This is a genomic window from Zavarzinia sp. (genome assembly GCF_041650655.1).
Classification (GTDB): domain Bacteria; phylum Pseudomonadota; class Alphaproteobacteria; order Zavarziniales; family Zavarziniaceae; genus Zavarzinia.
Genome location: NZ_JBAZKR010000029.1, coordinates 28946 through 45656 on the forward strand (window position 1 = coordinate 28946; position 16711 = coordinate 45656).

The window sequence follows — 16711 nt, forward strand, 5'->3', positions numbered from 1 at the left end:
CCCTGTGGTCGTTCCGCCGTCAGCTCAGCGAGAGCGCGGCGGGATTGATGTCGATGCCGGCGTGAAGCTCGACGAAGGCCTGGCCGGCGGCGTCAGCCGCCGTGACCAGGAGATATTCGGTTTCGGGCGCCGGGTCGGCGAGGCCGGTCTTCCGTGCATAAAGCATGCAGTGGAGTTTGCGCGCCGTGGTGCCGTCCAGGGTCCGGACCTGTTCGTCGAGGTCGCGGGGCGGCACGCGGCTGCCGCCGGGCGACCAGGCGCGGGCATAGGTCTGGCCGTCCTTGGTCTGGAATTCGGGCCAGCCGATCATGCCGTCCTGCTTGTCGAGCCAGAAACCCCATTCGTCGCGGTCGGCCGGCTGGACCTCGTCGAGCTTCGAGAAATAGCGGCATTCCGAGGGCTGGCCCTGACCGTCCAGAACGAGCTGGAAAAAGGCGCCCTCGTCTTCGAGATAAAGGCGGTGATAGGTACCGGAACGATCCGAGGCGGTGCCGATCGCCTCGACCCCGACCTGGCCGCCGCCCCCGGCCGAGCGCGGCGCCACCACCTTGGTCTTGCCGTCGGCCAGGATGAAGGGCGTCTGGTCGAGCGCGAGCGGCATGCCCGGGCGGAACAGTTCCGGCTTGTAGACCGCGCCGGAGAGCTTGTTGCGCAGGATCGCCGTGGCCGAGCCGAGGACCGAGCCGTCGCCGCCCACTGTCTTGGGCGGGGCACCGCCCGTCTTGCCGCTGCCGCGGGAGGTTCGCCAGATCATGTAGATTATGAACCCGCCGATGAGGATGACGATGAGGATGGTGCCCATGCCGGGCCCGCCGGAAAGATCGCGCGCCCGCCCCACGGTGTCGGGAATGTCGGACGGCAGTTGCCCGGCGCGCGCCGGATCGGCGCTGCCCGAGGCGATCGAGCGGTCCAGTTCGGCCAGCTTGGCGCGCAGATCGGCGTCGCTGGCTGCGCGCTGTTCCGCCTCCTGGCGCCAAGCCTGGTAGCCGGGGTCGTTCTGGTTGTCGCGGAAGAACTGGGCGTGGGACGGCGTCGACAGGCTGTCGAGCAGATACCAGAGCAGCACGGCATCGAAGATGCCGAAGCTGGACCGGCCGCCGAAGGCATAGTCGGGCGGGCGATAGCCGCGGCCGCCGTAATAGCCGTAAGGGTCGTAGGAATCGCTGCTCGGCCGGCGACGGCTGCTACTGGAACTCGAGCTGCCGCTGCCCGCGGAGGGCGTGCGCTCGGCCGGTGCGAAGAAGTCGTCCAAGGCATTGCGCGACTGTCCGCGCGAGGCGTCCCGGTCGGAGCCCGAGCCGGAATAGCCGCCCGAAGACCCCGAGGAATAGCCGGACGACGAACCGGAGCCGGACGGCCGGCCATAGCCGCCGCTGGAGGACGAGCCCGAGGAGCCGCCGAAGGACGGTGTCCGGCTCGATCCGCCGCTGCTCGGCCGGGAATAACCGCCGCTCGACGAGGAACGGCGCGCTTCGGCCGGATCGGCCGGCACCAGCAGGCCGGAGACGACACCGGCCGCGACGCCGGTGCCGAGCAGAAGGCGGAGCGCCGGGGCCGAGAGGCTCCCCGCCGCCGGTCCGAAGCCGAGGCAGGCGGCGAGGGCGAGCGCCAGCCAGCGCCCGGCCCGGTGGCCTGCGTTCCGTCCGGTCATCGCCGTCCTCGTCTGGGAAATCCGCGGATCAATAGGTCAGGGTGGCGGGCAGGCTCTTCGCCTGTTCGATCCAGTCGGCCACCTCGGCCTCGCTGGGCAGGCGGCGCACCAGCGACTTGGCCTCGTTCACCTCGGCCAGCTTCTTGTGCAGGTTGGCGGGAATGCGGTGCTTCAGTTCCTTCACCGTGTCGACTCCGGCGGCTTCCAGCAGGTCGCCATATTCTTCGCCGATACCCTTGATGCGCATCAGGTCCGAGCGATTCGCCCATTCCAGGATCTGGTGGGTGGTGAGCCCGGTCTTCTCGGCCAGTGCTTCGCGGCCCGCGGGCGTGGTCGCCGCGGCCAGCAGCTCGCCCGTGGTGTCGATGCCGGCGGCCTTCAGCTTGGCGCCGTAGACGGGCCCGATGCCTTCGATCTTCTCGATTGGATAAGACGACATTCGCTGACTCCCCTGATCAGTACCGGTTTGCTGCCCCCCCGGCGTCCGGTGCCGCCGAGGGTACAGCCAGATGCCGCCGTGGCAAGCCCCCGGCGGGTCGCATGTCAGCCCTCGTCTTTTTTGTCAGTCTATTCCGCCCGGCCTTCTTCGCGAAGCAGAACCGTCTCGATCCGGCGATCGGGAATGAACCAGGCCGCCGCGATCGCGGCATAGATGGCGATGGCGAGCCATTGACTGACGAAGGCAAGGCCGATGGCGGTCGCATAGGCGACGATCGAGACCCGGGTCTTCCAGTCCGCGCCGACCGCCCGGGCCAGCGCCGCGTCGCGCCCGTTGCAGGCGACGATACAGCGCTCCAGCACCATATAGCCGATCGCCGCCATCACCATGACCACGCCGTAGGCGGCGCAGGAGAGCGGCGAGAAATGCGATTCGTCGACCCAGCGGATGACGAAGGGCACCAGCGAGAGCCAGAACAGCAGGGCATGATTGGCCCACAGCACGCGCCCGTCGATCTTCTTGGTCGCGTGCAGCATGTGATGGTGGTTGTTCCAATAGAGCCCGACGTTGATGAAGGAGAAGGCATAGGCCAGGAACACCGGCGCCGCCTTCAGCAGGTCTTCGAGACTGTCGCTCTCCGGCACCTTCAGTTCGAGCACGATGATGGTGATGATGATGGCGATGACGCCATCGGTGAAGGCTTCCAGCCGCCCCTTGCCCATGAATCCCTCGCCTGGCCCAAGACGCCGGCATGGTGCACGATCGCGCGGGAGAAGGAAATGGTGCCCCCGGCAGGGATTGAACCCGCGACCTTCGGTTTACAAAACCGCTGCTCTACCGCTGAGCTACAAGGGCACGGGCTCTTCTTAGCGACAGCCTTCGTCTCAGTCCAGCCAGGAAACCCCGGTCAGGCGTTCCGAGAGGGTCCAGAGGCCGGCGGCCACCGCCGGGTCTTGCGCCTTGGGCAGGGCGCGGGCCGGGACCGGGGTGCGGCCCCACAGTTCGAAGGGGCCGTTCGGGCCCCAATAGCTGCCGGGGGCGAGGCCGGGGGCGGTCGCTGCGTGGATGATCGGGATGGCGCCGCGGTCGGCGGATTGGGCCAGCACGGCGCCGCTGAAGGCCATGGCGGCCTTGCCCAGGGCGGAATTCTCCATCCGGGGGCCGGTCATGAGCAGGTTGGTCGCGGAAAAGCCGGGATGGGCGGCCAGGCTGACGCTGCGGGCACCGAGCCGGGTCAGGCGGCGCTGCATCTCGATCGCGGTCAGCAGATTGGCCAGCTTGGCCTGGCCGTAAGCCTGCCACTTGTCGTAGGCGCGGCGGTCCCAATTCAGGTCGTCGAGGTCGATCTTGCCGGTGCGATGGGCCAGGCTCGCCACCGTGACGATGCGCGCCGCCGGAGCGTTCTCCAGCAGTGGCAGCAGGTGCCCGGTCAGGGCGAAATGGCCGAGGTGGTTGGTGCCCACCTGCATCTCGAAGCCCTGCGTCGTGCGCGTGAGCGGCAGGGCCATGACGCCGGCATTGTTCACCAGAACGTCGATATGGCCGAAATCGGCCGCCATTGCCGCGGCGAAGCCTGCGACCGAATCGAGGTCGGCGAGGTCGAGCGGGCGGAACTGGACATGGGCGTCCGGCTCGTTGGCGCGGATGGCATCGACCGCGGCTTCCGCCTTGGTGCGGTCGCGGCAGGCCAGCACGACCTGGGCACCGCGGGCTGCCAGCGCGTTGGCGACATGGTAGCCGAGGCCGCTGTTGGCGCCGGTGACCACGGCCAGCCTGCCGGTCTGGTCCGGAATGTCCCGAATGCTCCAGGTCATGACGATTCCCCCCTCCGTCTCGCGCAGAGGATCAGGGCGCCCGCACCACTTCGTAAAGGGCTACTGCTGCCGCATTCGACACATTGAGCGATTCGATCCCGGTGATCGGCAGGCGGGCCACGGTGTCGCAGCGTTCGCGGGTCAGGCGGCGCAGGCCCACACCTTCTGCGCCGAGCACCAGGGCGACGGCGCCCGTCGTGTCGGTCTCGGCCAGGGTTTTTTCGGCGTCGCCGTCGAGGGCGACCCGCCAATAGCCCATCTCGCCCAGTTGATCGAGCGCGCGGGCCAGATTGACGACGCGGACCAGCGGCACGATGTCCAAGGCGCCGGAGGCCGATTTCGCCATCACCGCGGTGGCGCCGGGGGCATGGCGGTCGGTCACCACCACGGCGCGGGCGCCGAAGGCGGCGGCCGAGCGGAGGATGGCGCCGACATTGTGGGGATCGGTCACCTGGTCGAGCACGACGACGACGGCCTTTTCGCCGTCGTCCCGGGCGCAGACCTCGTCGAGGCCCAGCTCTTCCAGCGGCTCGACCTTGAGCGCCAGGCCCTGGTGCACCGAACCCGGGGGCAGCAGGCGTTCCAGCACGTCCTTCGGGGCGGATTCGACCGGAATGTCGCGGGCGCGCACCGCCTTCAGCACGGCCGGCGGCAAATCTTCCAGCGCTTCTGCCGTGGTCACCAGGCGATGGCAGCGCCGCGCCTCGTTTTCGAGCGCGGCGGCGACCGGATGCTGGCCATAGAGCCAGAGGCCGCCTTCGCGCGGCGCCTGGGGCGCGCGGCGTTCGCGTTCGGCCTGTGGGGCCTGGGGCCTGGGCGCGGGCTTGCCCGGCTTGCGGCTCGGGCCGCCCGGCCTGGGGCCGCCACCGGCTTTCGGGGCGCCCTGTTTCTGCTTGTCGAAGGGGCCGCGACCGCCCGGCTTGCGCGTGTTCATGGTGCCTTATAGGCGCGGGGCCGGCGCTCAGTCCAGCGTGCGCTGATAGCGGTTGAGCGCGACCACGGTGACCACCACCAGGATCACCAGCATGGGCCAGGCGTTGGCCGCCACTTCGGCGAAGGAATTGCCCCGCAGCATGACGCCGCGCACGACGCGCAAGAAATGGGTCAGCGGCAGGCATTCGCCGATCCGCTGGGCCCAGACCGGCATGCCCCGGAAGGGAAACATGAAGCCCGACAGCAGGATCGAGGGCAGGAAGAAGAAGAAGGACATCTGCATGGCCTGGAGCTGGTTCTTGGCCACGGTCGAGAAGGTGAAGCCGATGCAGAGGTTGGTCGCGATGAACAGCATCACGGCGATCATCAGGGCCGGGAAGGAGCCGGTCATGGGTACCCCGAACAGGAGCCGGGCGGCGCTCAGCACCACCATGACCTGGATCGCCCCCATGCCGATCGGCGGCACGATCTTGCCCGCCATCACCTCGATCGGATGGACCGGCATGGCGAGCAGGTTTTCCATCGTGCCGCGCTCGCGCTCGCGGGTCATGGCCATCGCCGTGGTGATCACCATGGTCATGGTCAGGATGACGCCGATCAGGCCGGGCACGATATTGTATTGGGTGATGCCGTCCGGGTTGAAGCGGCGGTGCACGACCAGTTCGAAGGGCTGGGCCGGCGCCGGCTTCGCCTCGAGCGGGGTGCCCTGGAAATCGCCCTGGTCGTGGGCCAGCGCATCGGTGGCGACCCGGGCCAGCGCCGCGATCGCATTGCCGGTCGCCGAAGGGTCGCTGGCGTCCGCCTCGATCAGGACCTGGGGCGTCTCGCCCCGCAGCAGGGCGCGCTCGAAGCCGGCCGGAATGGTGACGGCGAATTGCACCCGGCCGAGTTCGAGGGCGCGGTCCACCTCCGCCCGCGTCGCCGCTTCCTCGGTGATGCGGAAATAGCCGGAATTGCGCAAGGCCGAGAGGATCGAGCGGGAATGCGGCCCGGCTTCGGCCTCGTGCACGATGGTGGGCAGGCCCTTCGGGTCGTTGTTGATGGCGAAGCCGAAGAGCATGAGCTGGAGGATCGGAATCCCGATCAGCAGGGCGAAGGTGACGCGGTCGCGCCGCATCTGGATGAATTCCTTCGCCACCATGGCGGCCAGCCGGCCGAGGGAGAGCCCGCCGTTCATTGGAAATTGTCCGCCGAGCGGTTCATCAGCAGGATGAACACGTCTTCCAGTGTCGGCTCGTCCGGGCTGACCCGGTAATCCGCCGCCTCCGCTGCCAGGGTCGCGGCCAGGGCCGCGCGGTCGCGGCCGGAGACATGGAGCACGGTACCGAAGGGCGCCACCAGGTCGACGCCCGGCCGTCCCTGCAGGCGCCGCGCCAGAGCGCCCGGCTCCGCCCCCGAGACGGCGAAGGTGGAAAGCCCGGCGCTCGCTACCACCTGCTCGACCGTGCCTTCGGTCAGCATCTTGCCATAGGCGATATAGGCGATGCGGTGGCAGCGCTCGGCCTCGTCCATATAGTGGGTCGAGACCAGCACGGTCATGCCCTCGGCCGCGAGCAGATGGATTTCGTCCCAGAATTCCCGCCTTGCCTTGGGATCGACGCCCGCCGTGGGCTCGTCGAGCAGGAGGAGCTTCGGCTCGTGCATGATGCAGGCGGCAAGCGCCAGGCGCTGCTTCCAGCCGCCCGAGAGGGAGCCGGCAAGCTGGTTCCGCCGATTGGTCAGGCCGAGCCGTTCCAGCGTCTCCGCGACCCGCTCCTTTCGCCGGTCGAGATCGAAGACGCGGGCGACGAAATTCAGATTCTCGGCGATCGTCAGATCCTCGTAGAAGCTGAATTTCTGCGTCATATAGCCGACCTGGCGCTTGATCTGCCCGCTCTCGCGCAGCACATCGAGGCCGAGGCAGGTGCCCCGCCCCGCGTCCGGCACCAGGAGGCCGCAGAGCATGCGGATCGTCGTGGTCTTGCCGCTGCCGTTGGGGCCGAGGAAGCCCATGATCTCGCCCTGGCGGACCCGGACCGTCAGATGGTCGACCACCACCTTGCCGTCGAAGGATTTTGTGAGGTCGGCGACGTCGATGGCGAGGCCGGTCATGGCGTCACCAGCGTGACGTCGAGGGGTTGGCCGGGGCGCAGCGGGGCGCCCGCCGTCTGCCGCGCCTCGACCAGATAGACGAAGGTCCGGCGGTTCTGCACGGTGTAGACCGTGGGCGGGGTGAATTCCTCCTTGGGCGCGACATAGGTGACCTTGGCCGCGAGGTCGCTGCCGCAGCCGTCGCAGGCGAGGCGCACGGTGGCGCCGATGGCGGCCCGGGGCAGCAGGGGCTCGGGCAGGAAGAAGCGGATCTTGGTGCCGTCGTCGGGCAGCAGGGTCAGCACCGGGCTTCCCGCCGCGATCATCTCGCCCGGATCGCGCAGGGTTTCCGCCACCGTGCCGTCGGCCGGCGCCCGCACCTCGGTTTCCGAGAGTTGGAATTCGGCCGCGGCCAGGGCGGCTTCGGCGGCGCCGACGGCGGCCTTGGCGGCGTCGAGCCGGTCGGCCCGCGCCGGCAGTTCGGCGACCGCGCGCTGGGCGGTCAGGGCATCCAGGCGGGCGCGGGCCTGGTCGCTCGCCGCTTGGGCATTGTCCAGGGCGGCCCGGCTCGCGTTGGCGGCGCTGGCCAGGCTGGCGATCCGGACCAGGTCGCGGCGCGTGTTCTCGACCGCGGCGCGGGCTTCGGCGATCTCCGCGTCGAACACGGCGATGTCTTCCGGCCGGGCGCCGGTCGCGAGATCGGCGAGATTGGCCTTGGCCTGGGCGAGCTGGGCCTGTGCCTGGTCGCGTGCCGCCCGGGCCGCGGTCTGGTCGACGGTGAAGAGCAGGGTGCCGGTGGTGACATGATCACCACGCGCGACCGCGCGCGCGAGCAGCCGGCCTGCGACGGAGGGGGCGAGGGCACGGAATTCACCTTCGGCATAGCCCTGGACGCTGGTCCCGCCGCCATTGTCGCAGGCGGCGAGCAGCAGGGCGGTGGTGACGGCGAGGTGGCGGAACGGGATCATTCCAGGTCCTTCCGGGCAAGGGCGCCGAGGCCGGCGGTCAGTACCCGCGCATGGGCACGGATCAGCTCGATGGGATCGAAGGGGCGGTCGTCGACGGGGGCGAAGGTGGTGCGCCAGATCGCGGCGATCAGCACGGGGGCGATGATCAGCTTGGTCACGATCGGGATCGGCAGGTCGGGGAATTCGCCGCCCGCGACGCCGAGGGCGTAGACCCGGCTCATCAGCGATTCGCCCCGGGCGATCACCTCGCGCCGGTAGAAGCGGGCGATCTCGGGGAAATTGCCCGCCTCGGCGATCACCAGCTTGGCGATATGGGCGAGATCGGTGGTCACCACCCGGCCGCCCAATTCCTCGATCAGGCGGGCCAGCAGGGGGGCGGCCGGGCCCCGGTGGCCGGCGACCAGGGCTTCCGCCATGTCGATCCGGGGCAAGATCGCCTGGCGTACCACCGCCTCGAAGATCGCCTGTTTCGATGGGAAATAGAGATAGACCGTGCCCTTGGTCACCCCGGCGGCGGCCGCGATGTCCTCGATCCGAGCGGCGGCGAAGCCCTTCTTCAGGAAGACCGGCAGGGCCGCTTCCAGCATTTCGGCCGGGCGCGCTTCCTTGCGGCGGCGCCAGCGCGGCCCCTCCGCGGTCGAATCGGGTTCCGTCATGATGGAGCCAATTACTAAATAACCAGTCAGTTATTTATTGTCCGGACCGAGAATCATTGCAAGCGCCGCATGGCGCCTGCGACCATCGGGCACGGCGATTCGCAGGCGCCGGCCTTGTCCCGGGTCTGCGCGACCCCACATAGGACAGGCCGGAATGCGAGGCCTGCCGCGCCCTACCGGGGGTCGGCGAGGCTTCCGCGTGGATGCTCTTCGTTTCCGATTGACAAGGGCTGCCAAATCACCATAGTGCGGCGCTCTGGCGGGCAGGTGCTCCTGCGCGTCACACCCTGAGTGGAGGGGTGGCCGAGCGGTCAATGGCAGCAGACTGTAAATCTGCCGACGAATGTCTACGTTGGTTCGAATCCAACCCCCTCCACCACAGGCCTGCGGGCCGCGGGACCAGGGGCCCGGATCCCGGACGACGGAACGGTCGAGGCGGGAACAGTCAGCCGGATTGGTGCGCGGGTGTAGCTCAATGGTAGAGCCCCAGCCTTCCAAGCTGGTTGTGTGGGTTCGATTCCCATCACCCGCTCCAGGCTCGGCGGAGCTGCTGGCGAGACGAATTTCCGGGCAGCGGCGGGCGCCGTCTGTCCATGCAACTGGGTCGATGTTTTAGACGGACGGCGGAAATGGCCAAGGAAAGTTTCAAGCGGACGAAGCCGCACTGCAACATCGGGACGATCGGTCACGTCGACCATGGCAAGACGTCGCTGACGGCGGCGATCACCAAGGTTCTGGCGGAGACCGGTGGTGCGACGTTCACGGCCTACGACCAGATCGACAAGGCGCCTGAAGAGCGCGCCCGCGGCATCACGATTTCGACGGCGCACGTCGAATACGAGACGGCGAACCGGCACTATGCCCACGTCGACTGCCCCGGCCACGCCGACTATGTGAAGAACATGATCACCGGCGCGGCGCAGATGGACGGCGCGATCCTGGTGGTTTCGGCGGCCGACGGCCCGATGCCGCAGACCCGCGAGCACATCCTGCTGGCGCGCCAGGTCGGCGTGCCGTCGCTGGTGGTGTTCCTGAACAAGTGCGACATGGTCGACGATCCGGAACTTCTGGAGCTGGTCGAGCTCGAAGTTCGCGAGCTGCTGTCGTCCTACCAGTTCCCGGGCGACGACATTCCGGTGATCAAGGGCTCTGCGCTCTGCGCGCTGAACGACTCGGACAAGAAGCTGGGTCATGACGCGATCCTCGAGCTGATGCGGGCTGTGGACGACTACATCCCGCAGCCGGAGCGTCCGATCGACCGTCCGTTCCTGATGCCGATCGAAGACGTGTTCTCGATCTCGGGCCGCGGCACCGTGGTGACCGGCCGTGTCGAGCGCGGCGTGGTGAAGGTCGGTGAGGAAGTCGAGATCGTCGGCCTGAAGGCGACGAAGAAGACGACCGTGACCGGCGTCGAAATGTTCCGCAAGCTGCTGGACCAGGGCCAGGCGGGCGACAACATCGGCGCGCTGCTGCGTGGCGTGGGCCGTGACGACGTGGAGCGTGGCCAGGTTCTGGCCAAGCCGGGTTCGATCACGCCGCACACGAAGTTCAAGGCGGAAGCCTACATCCTGACCAAGGAAGAGGGCGGCCGTCATACGCCGTTCTTCACCAACTACCGTCCGCAGTTCTACTTCCGGACGACCGACGTGACCGGCGTCGTGACCCTGCCGGAAGGCGTCGAGATGGTCATGCCGGGCGACAACGTCGCCATGGAAGTCGAGCTGATCGCGCCGATCGCGATGGACGAGGGTCTGCGTTTCGCGATCCGCGAAGGCGGCCGCACCGTCGGTGCCGGCGTCGTCGCTTCGATCCTGAAATAAGGGGTTACCCGGTCGGGGTACAGGAGTGTAGCTCAATTGGTAGAGCACCGGTCTCCAAAACCGGGGGCTGGGGGTTCGAGCCCCTCCACTCCTGCCAGGTCCCGATGAGGGGCTGGCCGGGCGTAAATGGTCAGAAGAGCAGGGGCCGGGCGCGGGAAATCGCGCCTCGGCCCTCGGCTCGTTGGATTTGGACGAGACGAACCGGGTCTTCCCGGGCAGTCAAGGATGAGTGACAGGGCATGAGCAAGCCGAGTCCGATCGAATTTGCCCGGCAGGTCCGCCAGGAAGTGTCCAAGGTGGCGTGGCCGTCGCGCAAGGAGACGGGCATCACGACCCTGATGGTCTTCATCATGGTCGTCGTCGCCTCGCTGTTCTTCCTGGTCGTCGATGTCGGCCTGGCCAAGGCGGTCGAATTCGTCCTCGGCATGGGAGCTTGAGCCATGGCAGCGCGCTGGTACATCGTCCACGCCTACTCGGGCTTCGAGAAGAAGGTCGCCGGGGCGATCCGCGAACAGGCGGAACAGCACGGCATGCAGGACCAGATCCTCGAAGTGCTGGTGCCGACCGAGGAAGTGGTCGAGGTGCGCCGTGGCCAGAAGGTCTCGGCCGAACGGAAATTCTACCCGGGCTATGTCCTGGTGAAGATGGAAATGAGCGATCAGGGCTACCACCTGATCAAGAACACCGCGAAGGTGACGGGCTTCCTCGGCCCCGCCGGCAAGCCGACGCCGATTTCCGAGCGTGAGGCGCAGCACATCCTGCACCAGGTGCAGGAGGGCATCGAGCGGCCGAAGTCCACGATCTCCTTCGAGATCGGCGAACAGGTCAGGGTGGCCGACGGCCCCTTCACCTCGTTCAACGGCGTGGTGGAAGACGTCGACCTGGAGCGTTCGCGTCTCAAGGTCGCGGTGTCGATCTTCGGCCGGGCGACCCCGGTCGAATTGGAATTCTCCCAGGTCGAGAAGATCTGATCCGGGAGATGTGGGCCCGGCGCAAGCCGGGCATCGAGGGGCCTCGAACCGCCGACGCGGGGACGGGCCGGTCTGGGAGGCCAACCTGGAAAAGTCCACCAGGGGCCGCACCGACGACCTCTCTGTTGAACCGGCCACCTTCGCTTGAGGGTCGGCCAGGAGGGATGACATGGCAAAGAAGATTGATGGTTACATCAAGTTGCAGGTGAAGGCGGGTGCCGCCAACCCCTCGCCGCCGATCGGCCCGGCGCTCGGTCAGCGCGGCGTGAACATCATGGGGTTCTGCAAGGAATTCAACGCGGCGACCGCGAGCCTGGAGAAGGGGATTCCGATCCCGGTGGTGATCACTGTCTATTCGGACAAGTCGTTCACCTTCGTGACCAAGACCCCGCCCGTGACCTTCTACCTGAAGAAGGCCGCCAACCTGAACAAGGGCTCGACCACCCCGGGTCGCGGCACGGTCGGTTCGGTCACGATGGCGCAGATCAACGAGATCGCCGCCATCAAGATCAAGGACTCGAATTCGAACGACGTCGATGCCGTCGCGCGCCAGATCGCCGGCTCTGCCCGGTCGATGGGCCTTTCGGTGAAGGAGTGATCCCATGGCTGTCGGAAAGCGTCTGAAGAAGGCGGCCGAGGGCATCGACCGCACGAAGAACTATCCGCTGACTGAAGCGGTGAAGATGATCAAGGAACGCGCCGTCGCCAAGTTCGACGAGACCATCGAGGTCGCGCTGAACCTGGGCGTCGACCCGCGTCACGCCGACCAGATGGTGCGCGGCGTCGTGACCCTGCCGAACGGCACGGGCAAGACCGTGCGCGTCGCCGTCTTCGCCAAGGGCGACAAGGCCGAAGCCGCGCTGAAGGCCGGTGCCGACGTGGTCGGTTCCGACGATCTGGCGGCCGAAGTGCAGGCCGGCAACATCAACTTCGACCGCTGCATCGCGACCCCCGACATGATGGTCGTGGTCGGCAAGCTCGGTAAGGTGCTGGGCCCGCGCGGCCTGATGCCGAACCCGAAGCTCGGCACCGTGACTGCCAACGTCGTCGAGGCGGTGAAGGCGGCCAAGGGCGGCCAGGTGGAGTTCCGCGTCGAAAAGGCCGGCGTGCTGCAGGCCGGTGTCGGCAAGGCCAGCTTCACCCTGGAAGCGCTGGAAGAGAACATCAAGGCCTTCGTCGATGCGGTCAACCGCGCGAAGCCCACGGGCGCCAAGGGCACCTACCTGAAAAAGGTGGCGTTGTCCTCGACCATGGGCCCCGGCGTGAAGGTCGAAGTGGCTTCGGTCGTCGCCTGACGACCCTGAAGCTGGAAGGTTTGGAAGTCCCCAGGCCCTGGGTCTGGGGACTTTCAGGGTTTCCCGGATCGACAGATCCGGGAAGGGCGGTCCGGCAACGGATCGCCGCCCTGTCCGAGACTGCTGGTGTGCCCTGGGTTCCTGCCCTGGGTGCTTAATATCCGCCAGCATAGACGGGAGTAGCTCGATTTTCGGCCCGGGTCACCGGGCTTCGATCGGGTCTTTCCTGGGACAGGTGTCACGGACCGCGGGGCTGCCCGCGGTTCTGGCAGAAACCGCCCGGGGACGCATGGTGTGTCCTTGGGCAACTCGGGAGTAACAAGGTGGACAGAGCCGCAAAGAAGGAGCTGGTCGAGACCCTCTCGGGCGTCTTTAGCGAGACGTCTCTGGTGGTCGTCGGTCACTACAGCGGGCTGAAGGTCTCGGAGATCACCGATCTCCGTCGCCAGATGCGCGCTGCCGGTGCCAGCTTCAAGGTTTCCAAGAACCGGCTCACCAAGCTTGCGCTCCAGGGCACCAAGTTCGAAGGCATCGCGGACCTGCTGAAAGGCCCGACTGCGATCGCCTATTCGAGCGACCCCGTCGCCGCGGCCAAGGTCGCGGTCGATTACGCCAAGAAGAACGACAAGTTCGTTCTGAAGGGCGCGGTCATGGGCGGGACCCGGCTGGACGTCGAGGGCATCAAGGCCCTGGCGACCCTGCCGTCGCTGGACGAACTCCGTGCCAAGCTCCTGGGCATGATCCAGACCCCGGCCTCGCGTATCGCTTCGGTGCTTCAGGCGCCGGGCGGTCAGCTCGCTCGGGTGCTCTCGGCCTATGCCAAGAAGGACGAGGCGCAGGCGGCGTGAGCCACCTCATCAACCCAATCCAGGAAAGACTAAGGAAGTATCAAAATGGCTGATCTGGCCCGTATCGTCGAAGAACTCTCGGCCCTCACCGTGATCGAGGCCGCCGAGCTCTCCAAGCTGCTCGAAGAGAAGTGGGGCGTCTCCGCCGCCGCTCCGGTCGCCGTCGCGGCGGCTGCCGGCCCGGCCGCTGCCGCCGCCCCGGTCGAAGAGCAGACCGAATTCACCGTCATCCTGCAGGAAGCCGGTGACAAGAAGATCAACGTGATCAAGGAAGTCCGCGCCGTGACCGGCCTCGGCCTCAAGGAAGCCAAGGACCTCGTCGAAGGCGCGCCGAAGGAAGTCAAGGCCGGCGTCTCCAAGGACGAAGCCGAGAAGATCAAGGCGCAGATCGAGTCGGCTGGCGCCAAGGTCGTCGTCAAGTAACTTCGCTGATCGCGTAGTTTCCGGCCGGAGGCGGGTTTCCCGCCTCCGGTCTCCCTCCGAAGAGGGCCGGCCCGGACGGGCGATCGCGGACCGGATGCTGCACCCCGGACCGCGCATCAGCAGGCAGGTGCAGCGATGACGTTGTCGCGAGGGTCCCATGGCGATTTCCTTCACCGGCCGCAAGCGGGTCCGTAAGTCTTTCGGGCGCATCCCCGAAGTGACCACCATGCCGAATCTGATCGAGGTTCAAAAGTCGAGCTACGATCAGTTCCTGCAGATGGACGTGCCTGTCGAGAAGCGCCCCGATACGGGCATCCAAGGGGTCTTCAAGTCGGTCTTCCCGATCAAGGACTTCTCCGAGAACGCGCATCTCGAGTTCGTCAAATACGAGCTCGAACAGCCGAAGTACGACGTCGAGGAATGCCAGCAGCGCGGCATGACCTTCGCCGCACCGCTCAAGGTTACGCTCCGCCTGATCGTCTTCGAAACCGACGAAGACACCGGCGCCAAGTCCGTGCTCGACATCAAGGAGCAGGACGTCTACATGGGCGACATGCCGCTGATGACCGCGAACGGCACCTTCGTCGTGAACGGCACCGAGCGCGTGATCGTCTCCCAGATGCACCGTTCGCCGGGCGTGTTCTTCGACCACGACCGCGGCAAGACCCATTCCAGCGGCAAATATCTCTTCGCCGCCCGCGTCATCCCCTATCGCGGCTCCTGGCTGGACTTCGAGTTCGACGCCAAGGACATCGTGCACGTGCGTATCGACCGCCGCCGCAAGCTGCCGGTGACGACGCTGCTCTTCGCCCTCGGCATGACCGCCGAGGAAATCCTCACCCATTTCTATCGCACGCTGGTGTTCCGCCGGTCGGGCAGCGCCGGCCAGGGCCAGTGGCGCAGCCCCTTCGATCCGGACCGTCTGCGCGGCGTGAAGCCGCTGGTCGACCTGATCGACGCCAAGACCGGCAAGGTCGTGGTGCCGGCCGGCACCAAGGTGACGCCGCGCATGGCCAAGAAGCTGCGCGAGGAAGGCGTCGAGGAACTCTTCGTCGCGTCGAGCGACCTCGTGGGCCGCTATGCCGCGATCGACATGATCAACGAAGAGACCGGCGAGATCCTGATCGAGGCCGGCGAGGAGCTGACCGAGGCCAGCGTGAAGCTGCTCGAGGAATCGGGCGTGCCCGAATTCGAGACCCTCGACATCGATCACGTCACGGTCGGGCCCTATATCCGCAGCACCATGATGGCGGACAAGGCGCAGTCCTATGAGCAGGCGCTGATCGAGATCTATCGCGTCATGCGTCCGGGCGAGCCGCCGACCCTCGAGACCGCGCAGGCGCTGTTCCAGGGCCTGTTCTTCGACGAGGAACGTTACGACCTCTCGGCCGTGGGCCGCGTGAAGATGAACTCGCGCCTCAGCCTGGTCACGCCCGACACCCAGCGCACGCTGCGCAAGGACGACATCCTCGCGGTGATCAAGACCCTGGTCGAGCTGAAGGATGGCCGCGGCGAGATCGACGACATCGATCACCTCGGCAACCGTCGCGTCCGCTCGGTCGGCGAACTGATGGAGAACCAGTATCGCATCGGCTTGCTCCGCATGGAGCGCGCGATCCGCGAGCGCATGTCCTCGGTCGAGATCGAGAACGTGATGCCGCACGACCTGATCAACGCCAAGCCCGCGGCCGCCGCGGTGCGCGAGTTCTTCGGTTCGTCGCAGCTCAGCCAGTTCATGGATCAGACCAACCCGCTGTCGGAAATCACCCACAAGCGGCGTCTCTCGGCCCTCGGGCCGGGCGGTCTGACCCGCGAGCGCGCCGGCTTCGAGGTGCGCGACGTGCACCCGACGCATTACGGCCGCATCTGCCCGATCGAGACGCCGGAAGGCCCGAACATCGGCCTGATCAACTCGCTGGCGACCTATGCCCGCGTGAACCAGTACGGTTTCATCGAGACCCCGTACCGGAAGGTGATCGACAACAAGGTGACCAACGAGGTCGTCTATCTCTCGGCCATGGAAGAGGGCAAATACACGATCGCCCAGGCCAATGCCGAGCTCGACGAAGAGGGCCACTTCACCGCCGACCTCGTGTCCTGCCGTGAGCGGGGCGAGTTCGAAATGCGCCTGCCGTCGTCGATCCAGCTCATGGACGTGTCGCCGAAGCAGCTCGTTTCGGTCGCCGCGGCGCTGATCCCGTTCCTCGAGAACGACGACGCCAACCGCGCCCTCATGGGCTCGAACATGCAGCGCCAGGCCGTGCCCCTGATCAAGGCGGAAGCGCCGCTGGTCGGCACCGGCATGGAAGCCACGGTGGCGCGTGACTCGGGCGTGACCCAGGTCGCGCGGCGCACCGGCGTGGTCGACCAGATCGACGGTACCCGTATCGTCGTGCGGGCGACCGAAGAGCCGGATCCGGCGGCACCGGGCGTCGACATCTACCGGCTGCTCAAGTTCCAACGCTCGAACCAGAACACCTGCATCACCCAGCGTCCGCTAGTGAAGGTGGGTGACCGCGTGAACAAGGGCGACATCATCGCCGACGGTCCCTCGACCGAACTCGGCGAGCTGGCGCTCGGCCGCAACGTGCTCGTCGCCTTCATGCCGTGGAACGGCTACAACTTCGAAGACTCGATCCTGATCTCCGAACGGATCGTGTCGGAAGACGTCTTCACCTCGATCCATATCGAGGAATTCGAAGTGATGGCCCGCGACACCAAGCTCGGGCCCGAGGAAATCACCCGCGACATTCCGAACATCGGTGAAGAAGGCCTGAAGAACCTCGACGAGGCGGGCATCGTCTACATCGGCGCCGAGGTGAA

At 67.0% G+C, this 16711-nt stretch carries 17 protein-coding genes and 4 tRNA genes; 11 read left to right on the forward strand and 10 right to left on the reverse strand.

The genetic code is table 11. The annotated features are described in order from the left end of the window. Window positions 1-19: 19 nt before the first annotated feature. The 10 genes from WC493_RS08745 to WC493_RS08790 all read right to left on the reverse strand — a co-directional run bounded on the left by WC493_RS08745 (window position 20) and on the right by WC493_RS08790 (window position 8531). Complete coding sequence (locus tag WC493_RS08745) at window positions 20-1651, reverse strand: DUF2491 family protein (protein ID WP_373064637.1); 1632 nt, start codon at window positions 1649-1651, stop codon at window positions 20-22. Window positions 1652-1679: 28 nt separating this feature from the next. Next, window positions 1680-2090 carry a DUF4332 domain-containing protein gene (locus WC493_RS08750; RefSeq protein WP_373064639.1) on the reverse strand — a complete coding sequence of 137 codons (411 nt, stop codon included), beginning with the start codon at window positions 2088-2090 and terminating at the stop codon, window positions 1680-1682. Window positions 2091-2218: 128 nt separating this feature from the next. Continuing rightward, window positions 2219-2812 carry a TMEM175 family protein gene (locus WC493_RS08755; RefSeq protein ID WP_373064641.1) on the reverse strand — a complete coding sequence of 198 codons (594 nt, stop codon included), beginning with the start codon at window positions 2810-2812 and terminating at the stop codon, window positions 2219-2221. Window positions 2813-2870: 58 nt separating this feature from the next. Beyond that, window positions 2871-2945, reverse strand: a tRNA-Thr gene (locus WC493_RS08760). Between the two features lie 29 nt (window positions 2946-2974). Further along, window positions 2975-3904: an oxidoreductase gene (locus WC493_RS08765; RefSeq protein ID WP_373064643.1), complete on the reverse strand. Its 930-nt coding sequence runs from the start codon at window positions 3902-3904 to the stop codon at window positions 2975-2977. A gap of 31 nt (window positions 3905-3935) precedes the next feature. Continuing rightward, window positions 3936-4838 (reverse strand): 23S rRNA (guanosine(2251)-2'-O)-methyltransferase RlmB, encoded by a 903-nt coding sequence (gene rlmB, locus WC493_RS08770; protein WP_373064645.1) that lies wholly within the window; start codon window positions 4836-4838, stop codon window positions 3936-3938. A gap of 27 nt (window positions 4839-4865) precedes the next feature. Beyond that, entirely contained in the window at window positions 4866-6014 is a 1149-nt protein-coding gene (locus WC493_RS08775) for an ABC transporter permease (RefSeq protein ID WP_373064647.1), read from the reverse strand. After that, on the reverse strand, window positions 6011-6928 hold the full coding sequence (locus WC493_RS08780) for an ABC transporter ATP-binding protein (RefSeq protein ID WP_373064649.1): 918 nt from the start codon (window positions 6926-6928) through the stop codon (window positions 6011-6013). The genes WC493_RS08775 and WC493_RS08780 overlap by 4 nt, the downstream gene beginning before the upstream one ends. Beyond that, complete coding sequence (locus tag WC493_RS08785) at window positions 6925-7875, reverse strand: HlyD family secretion protein (RefSeq protein WP_373064651.1); 951 nt, start codon at window positions 7873-7875, stop codon at window positions 6925-6927. Before WC493_RS08785 ends, WC493_RS08780 begins: the two co-directional genes overlap by 4 nt. Beyond that, window positions 7872-8531: a TetR/AcrR family transcriptional regulator gene (locus WC493_RS08790; RefSeq protein ID WP_373064653.1), complete on the reverse strand. Its 660-nt coding sequence runs from the start codon at window positions 8529-8531 to the stop codon at window positions 7872-7874. Before WC493_RS08790 ends, WC493_RS08785 begins: the two co-directional genes overlap by 4 nt. 293 nt (window positions 8532-8824) lie before the next feature. Here WC493_RS08790 and WC493_RS08795 point away from each other — a divergent pair. The 11 genes from WC493_RS08795 to rpoB all read left to right on the forward strand — a co-directional run. Continuing rightward, window positions 8825-8910: transfer RNA gene (locus tag WC493_RS08795), tRNA-Tyr, on the forward strand. 82 nt (window positions 8911-8992) lie between these two features. Next, window positions 8993-9066 (forward strand) — tRNA-Gly (locus WC493_RS08800). Between the two features lie 94 nt (window positions 9067-9160). Next, complete coding sequence (gene tuf, locus WC493_RS08805; protein ID WP_373064655.1) at window positions 9161-10351, forward strand: elongation factor Tu; 1191 nt, start codon at window positions 9161-9163, stop codon at window positions 10349-10351. 21 nt (window positions 10352-10372) lie between these two features. Further along, a tRNA-Trp gene (locus WC493_RS08810) sits at window positions 10373-10448 on the forward strand. 142 nt (window positions 10449-10590) lie between these two features. Continuing rightward, window positions 10591-10788, forward strand: a complete 198-nt coding sequence (gene secE, locus WC493_RS08815) for a preprotein translocase subunit SecE (RefSeq protein ID WP_373064657.1) — start codon at window positions 10591-10593, stop codon at window positions 10786-10788. Window positions 10789-10791: 3 nt separating this feature from the next. After that, the gene (nusG, locus tag WC493_RS08820; RefSeq protein WP_373064659.1) at window positions 10792-11322 is read left to right on the forward strand and encodes a transcription termination/antitermination protein NusG; all 531 of its coding nucleotides are present in this window, start codon (window positions 10792-10794) and stop codon (window positions 11320-11322) included. A gap of 169 nt (window positions 11323-11491) precedes the next feature. Then, window positions 11492-11920 (forward strand): 50S ribosomal protein L11, encoded by a 429-nt coding sequence (gene rplK, locus WC493_RS08825; RefSeq protein WP_373064661.1) that lies wholly within the window; start codon window positions 11492-11494, stop codon window positions 11918-11920. A gap of 4 nt (window positions 11921-11924) precedes the next feature. Further along, window positions 11925-12617: a 50S ribosomal protein L1 gene (gene rplA / locus WC493_RS08830; protein ID WP_373064663.1), complete on the forward strand. Its 693-nt coding sequence runs from the start codon at window positions 11925-11927 to the stop codon at window positions 12615-12617. 323 nt (window positions 12618-12940) lie between these two features. Further along, window positions 12941-13465, forward strand: a complete 525-nt coding sequence (gene rplJ, locus WC493_RS08835) for a 50S ribosomal protein L10 (protein ID WP_373064665.1) — start codon at window positions 12941-12943, stop codon at window positions 13463-13465. Window positions 13466-13510: 45 nt separating this feature from the next. After that, the gene (gene rplL / locus WC493_RS08840) at window positions 13511-13888 is read left to right on the forward strand and encodes a 50S ribosomal protein L7/L12 (protein WP_373064667.1); all 378 of its coding nucleotides are present in this window, start codon (window positions 13511-13513) and stop codon (window positions 13886-13888) included. 157 nt (window positions 13889-14045) lie between these two features. Continuing rightward, window positions 14046-16711, forward strand: a 2666-nt coding sequence (rpoB, locus tag WC493_RS08845) for a DNA-directed RNA polymerase subunit beta (RefSeq protein WP_373064669.1), incomplete at its 3' end; no start/stop codon positions are given.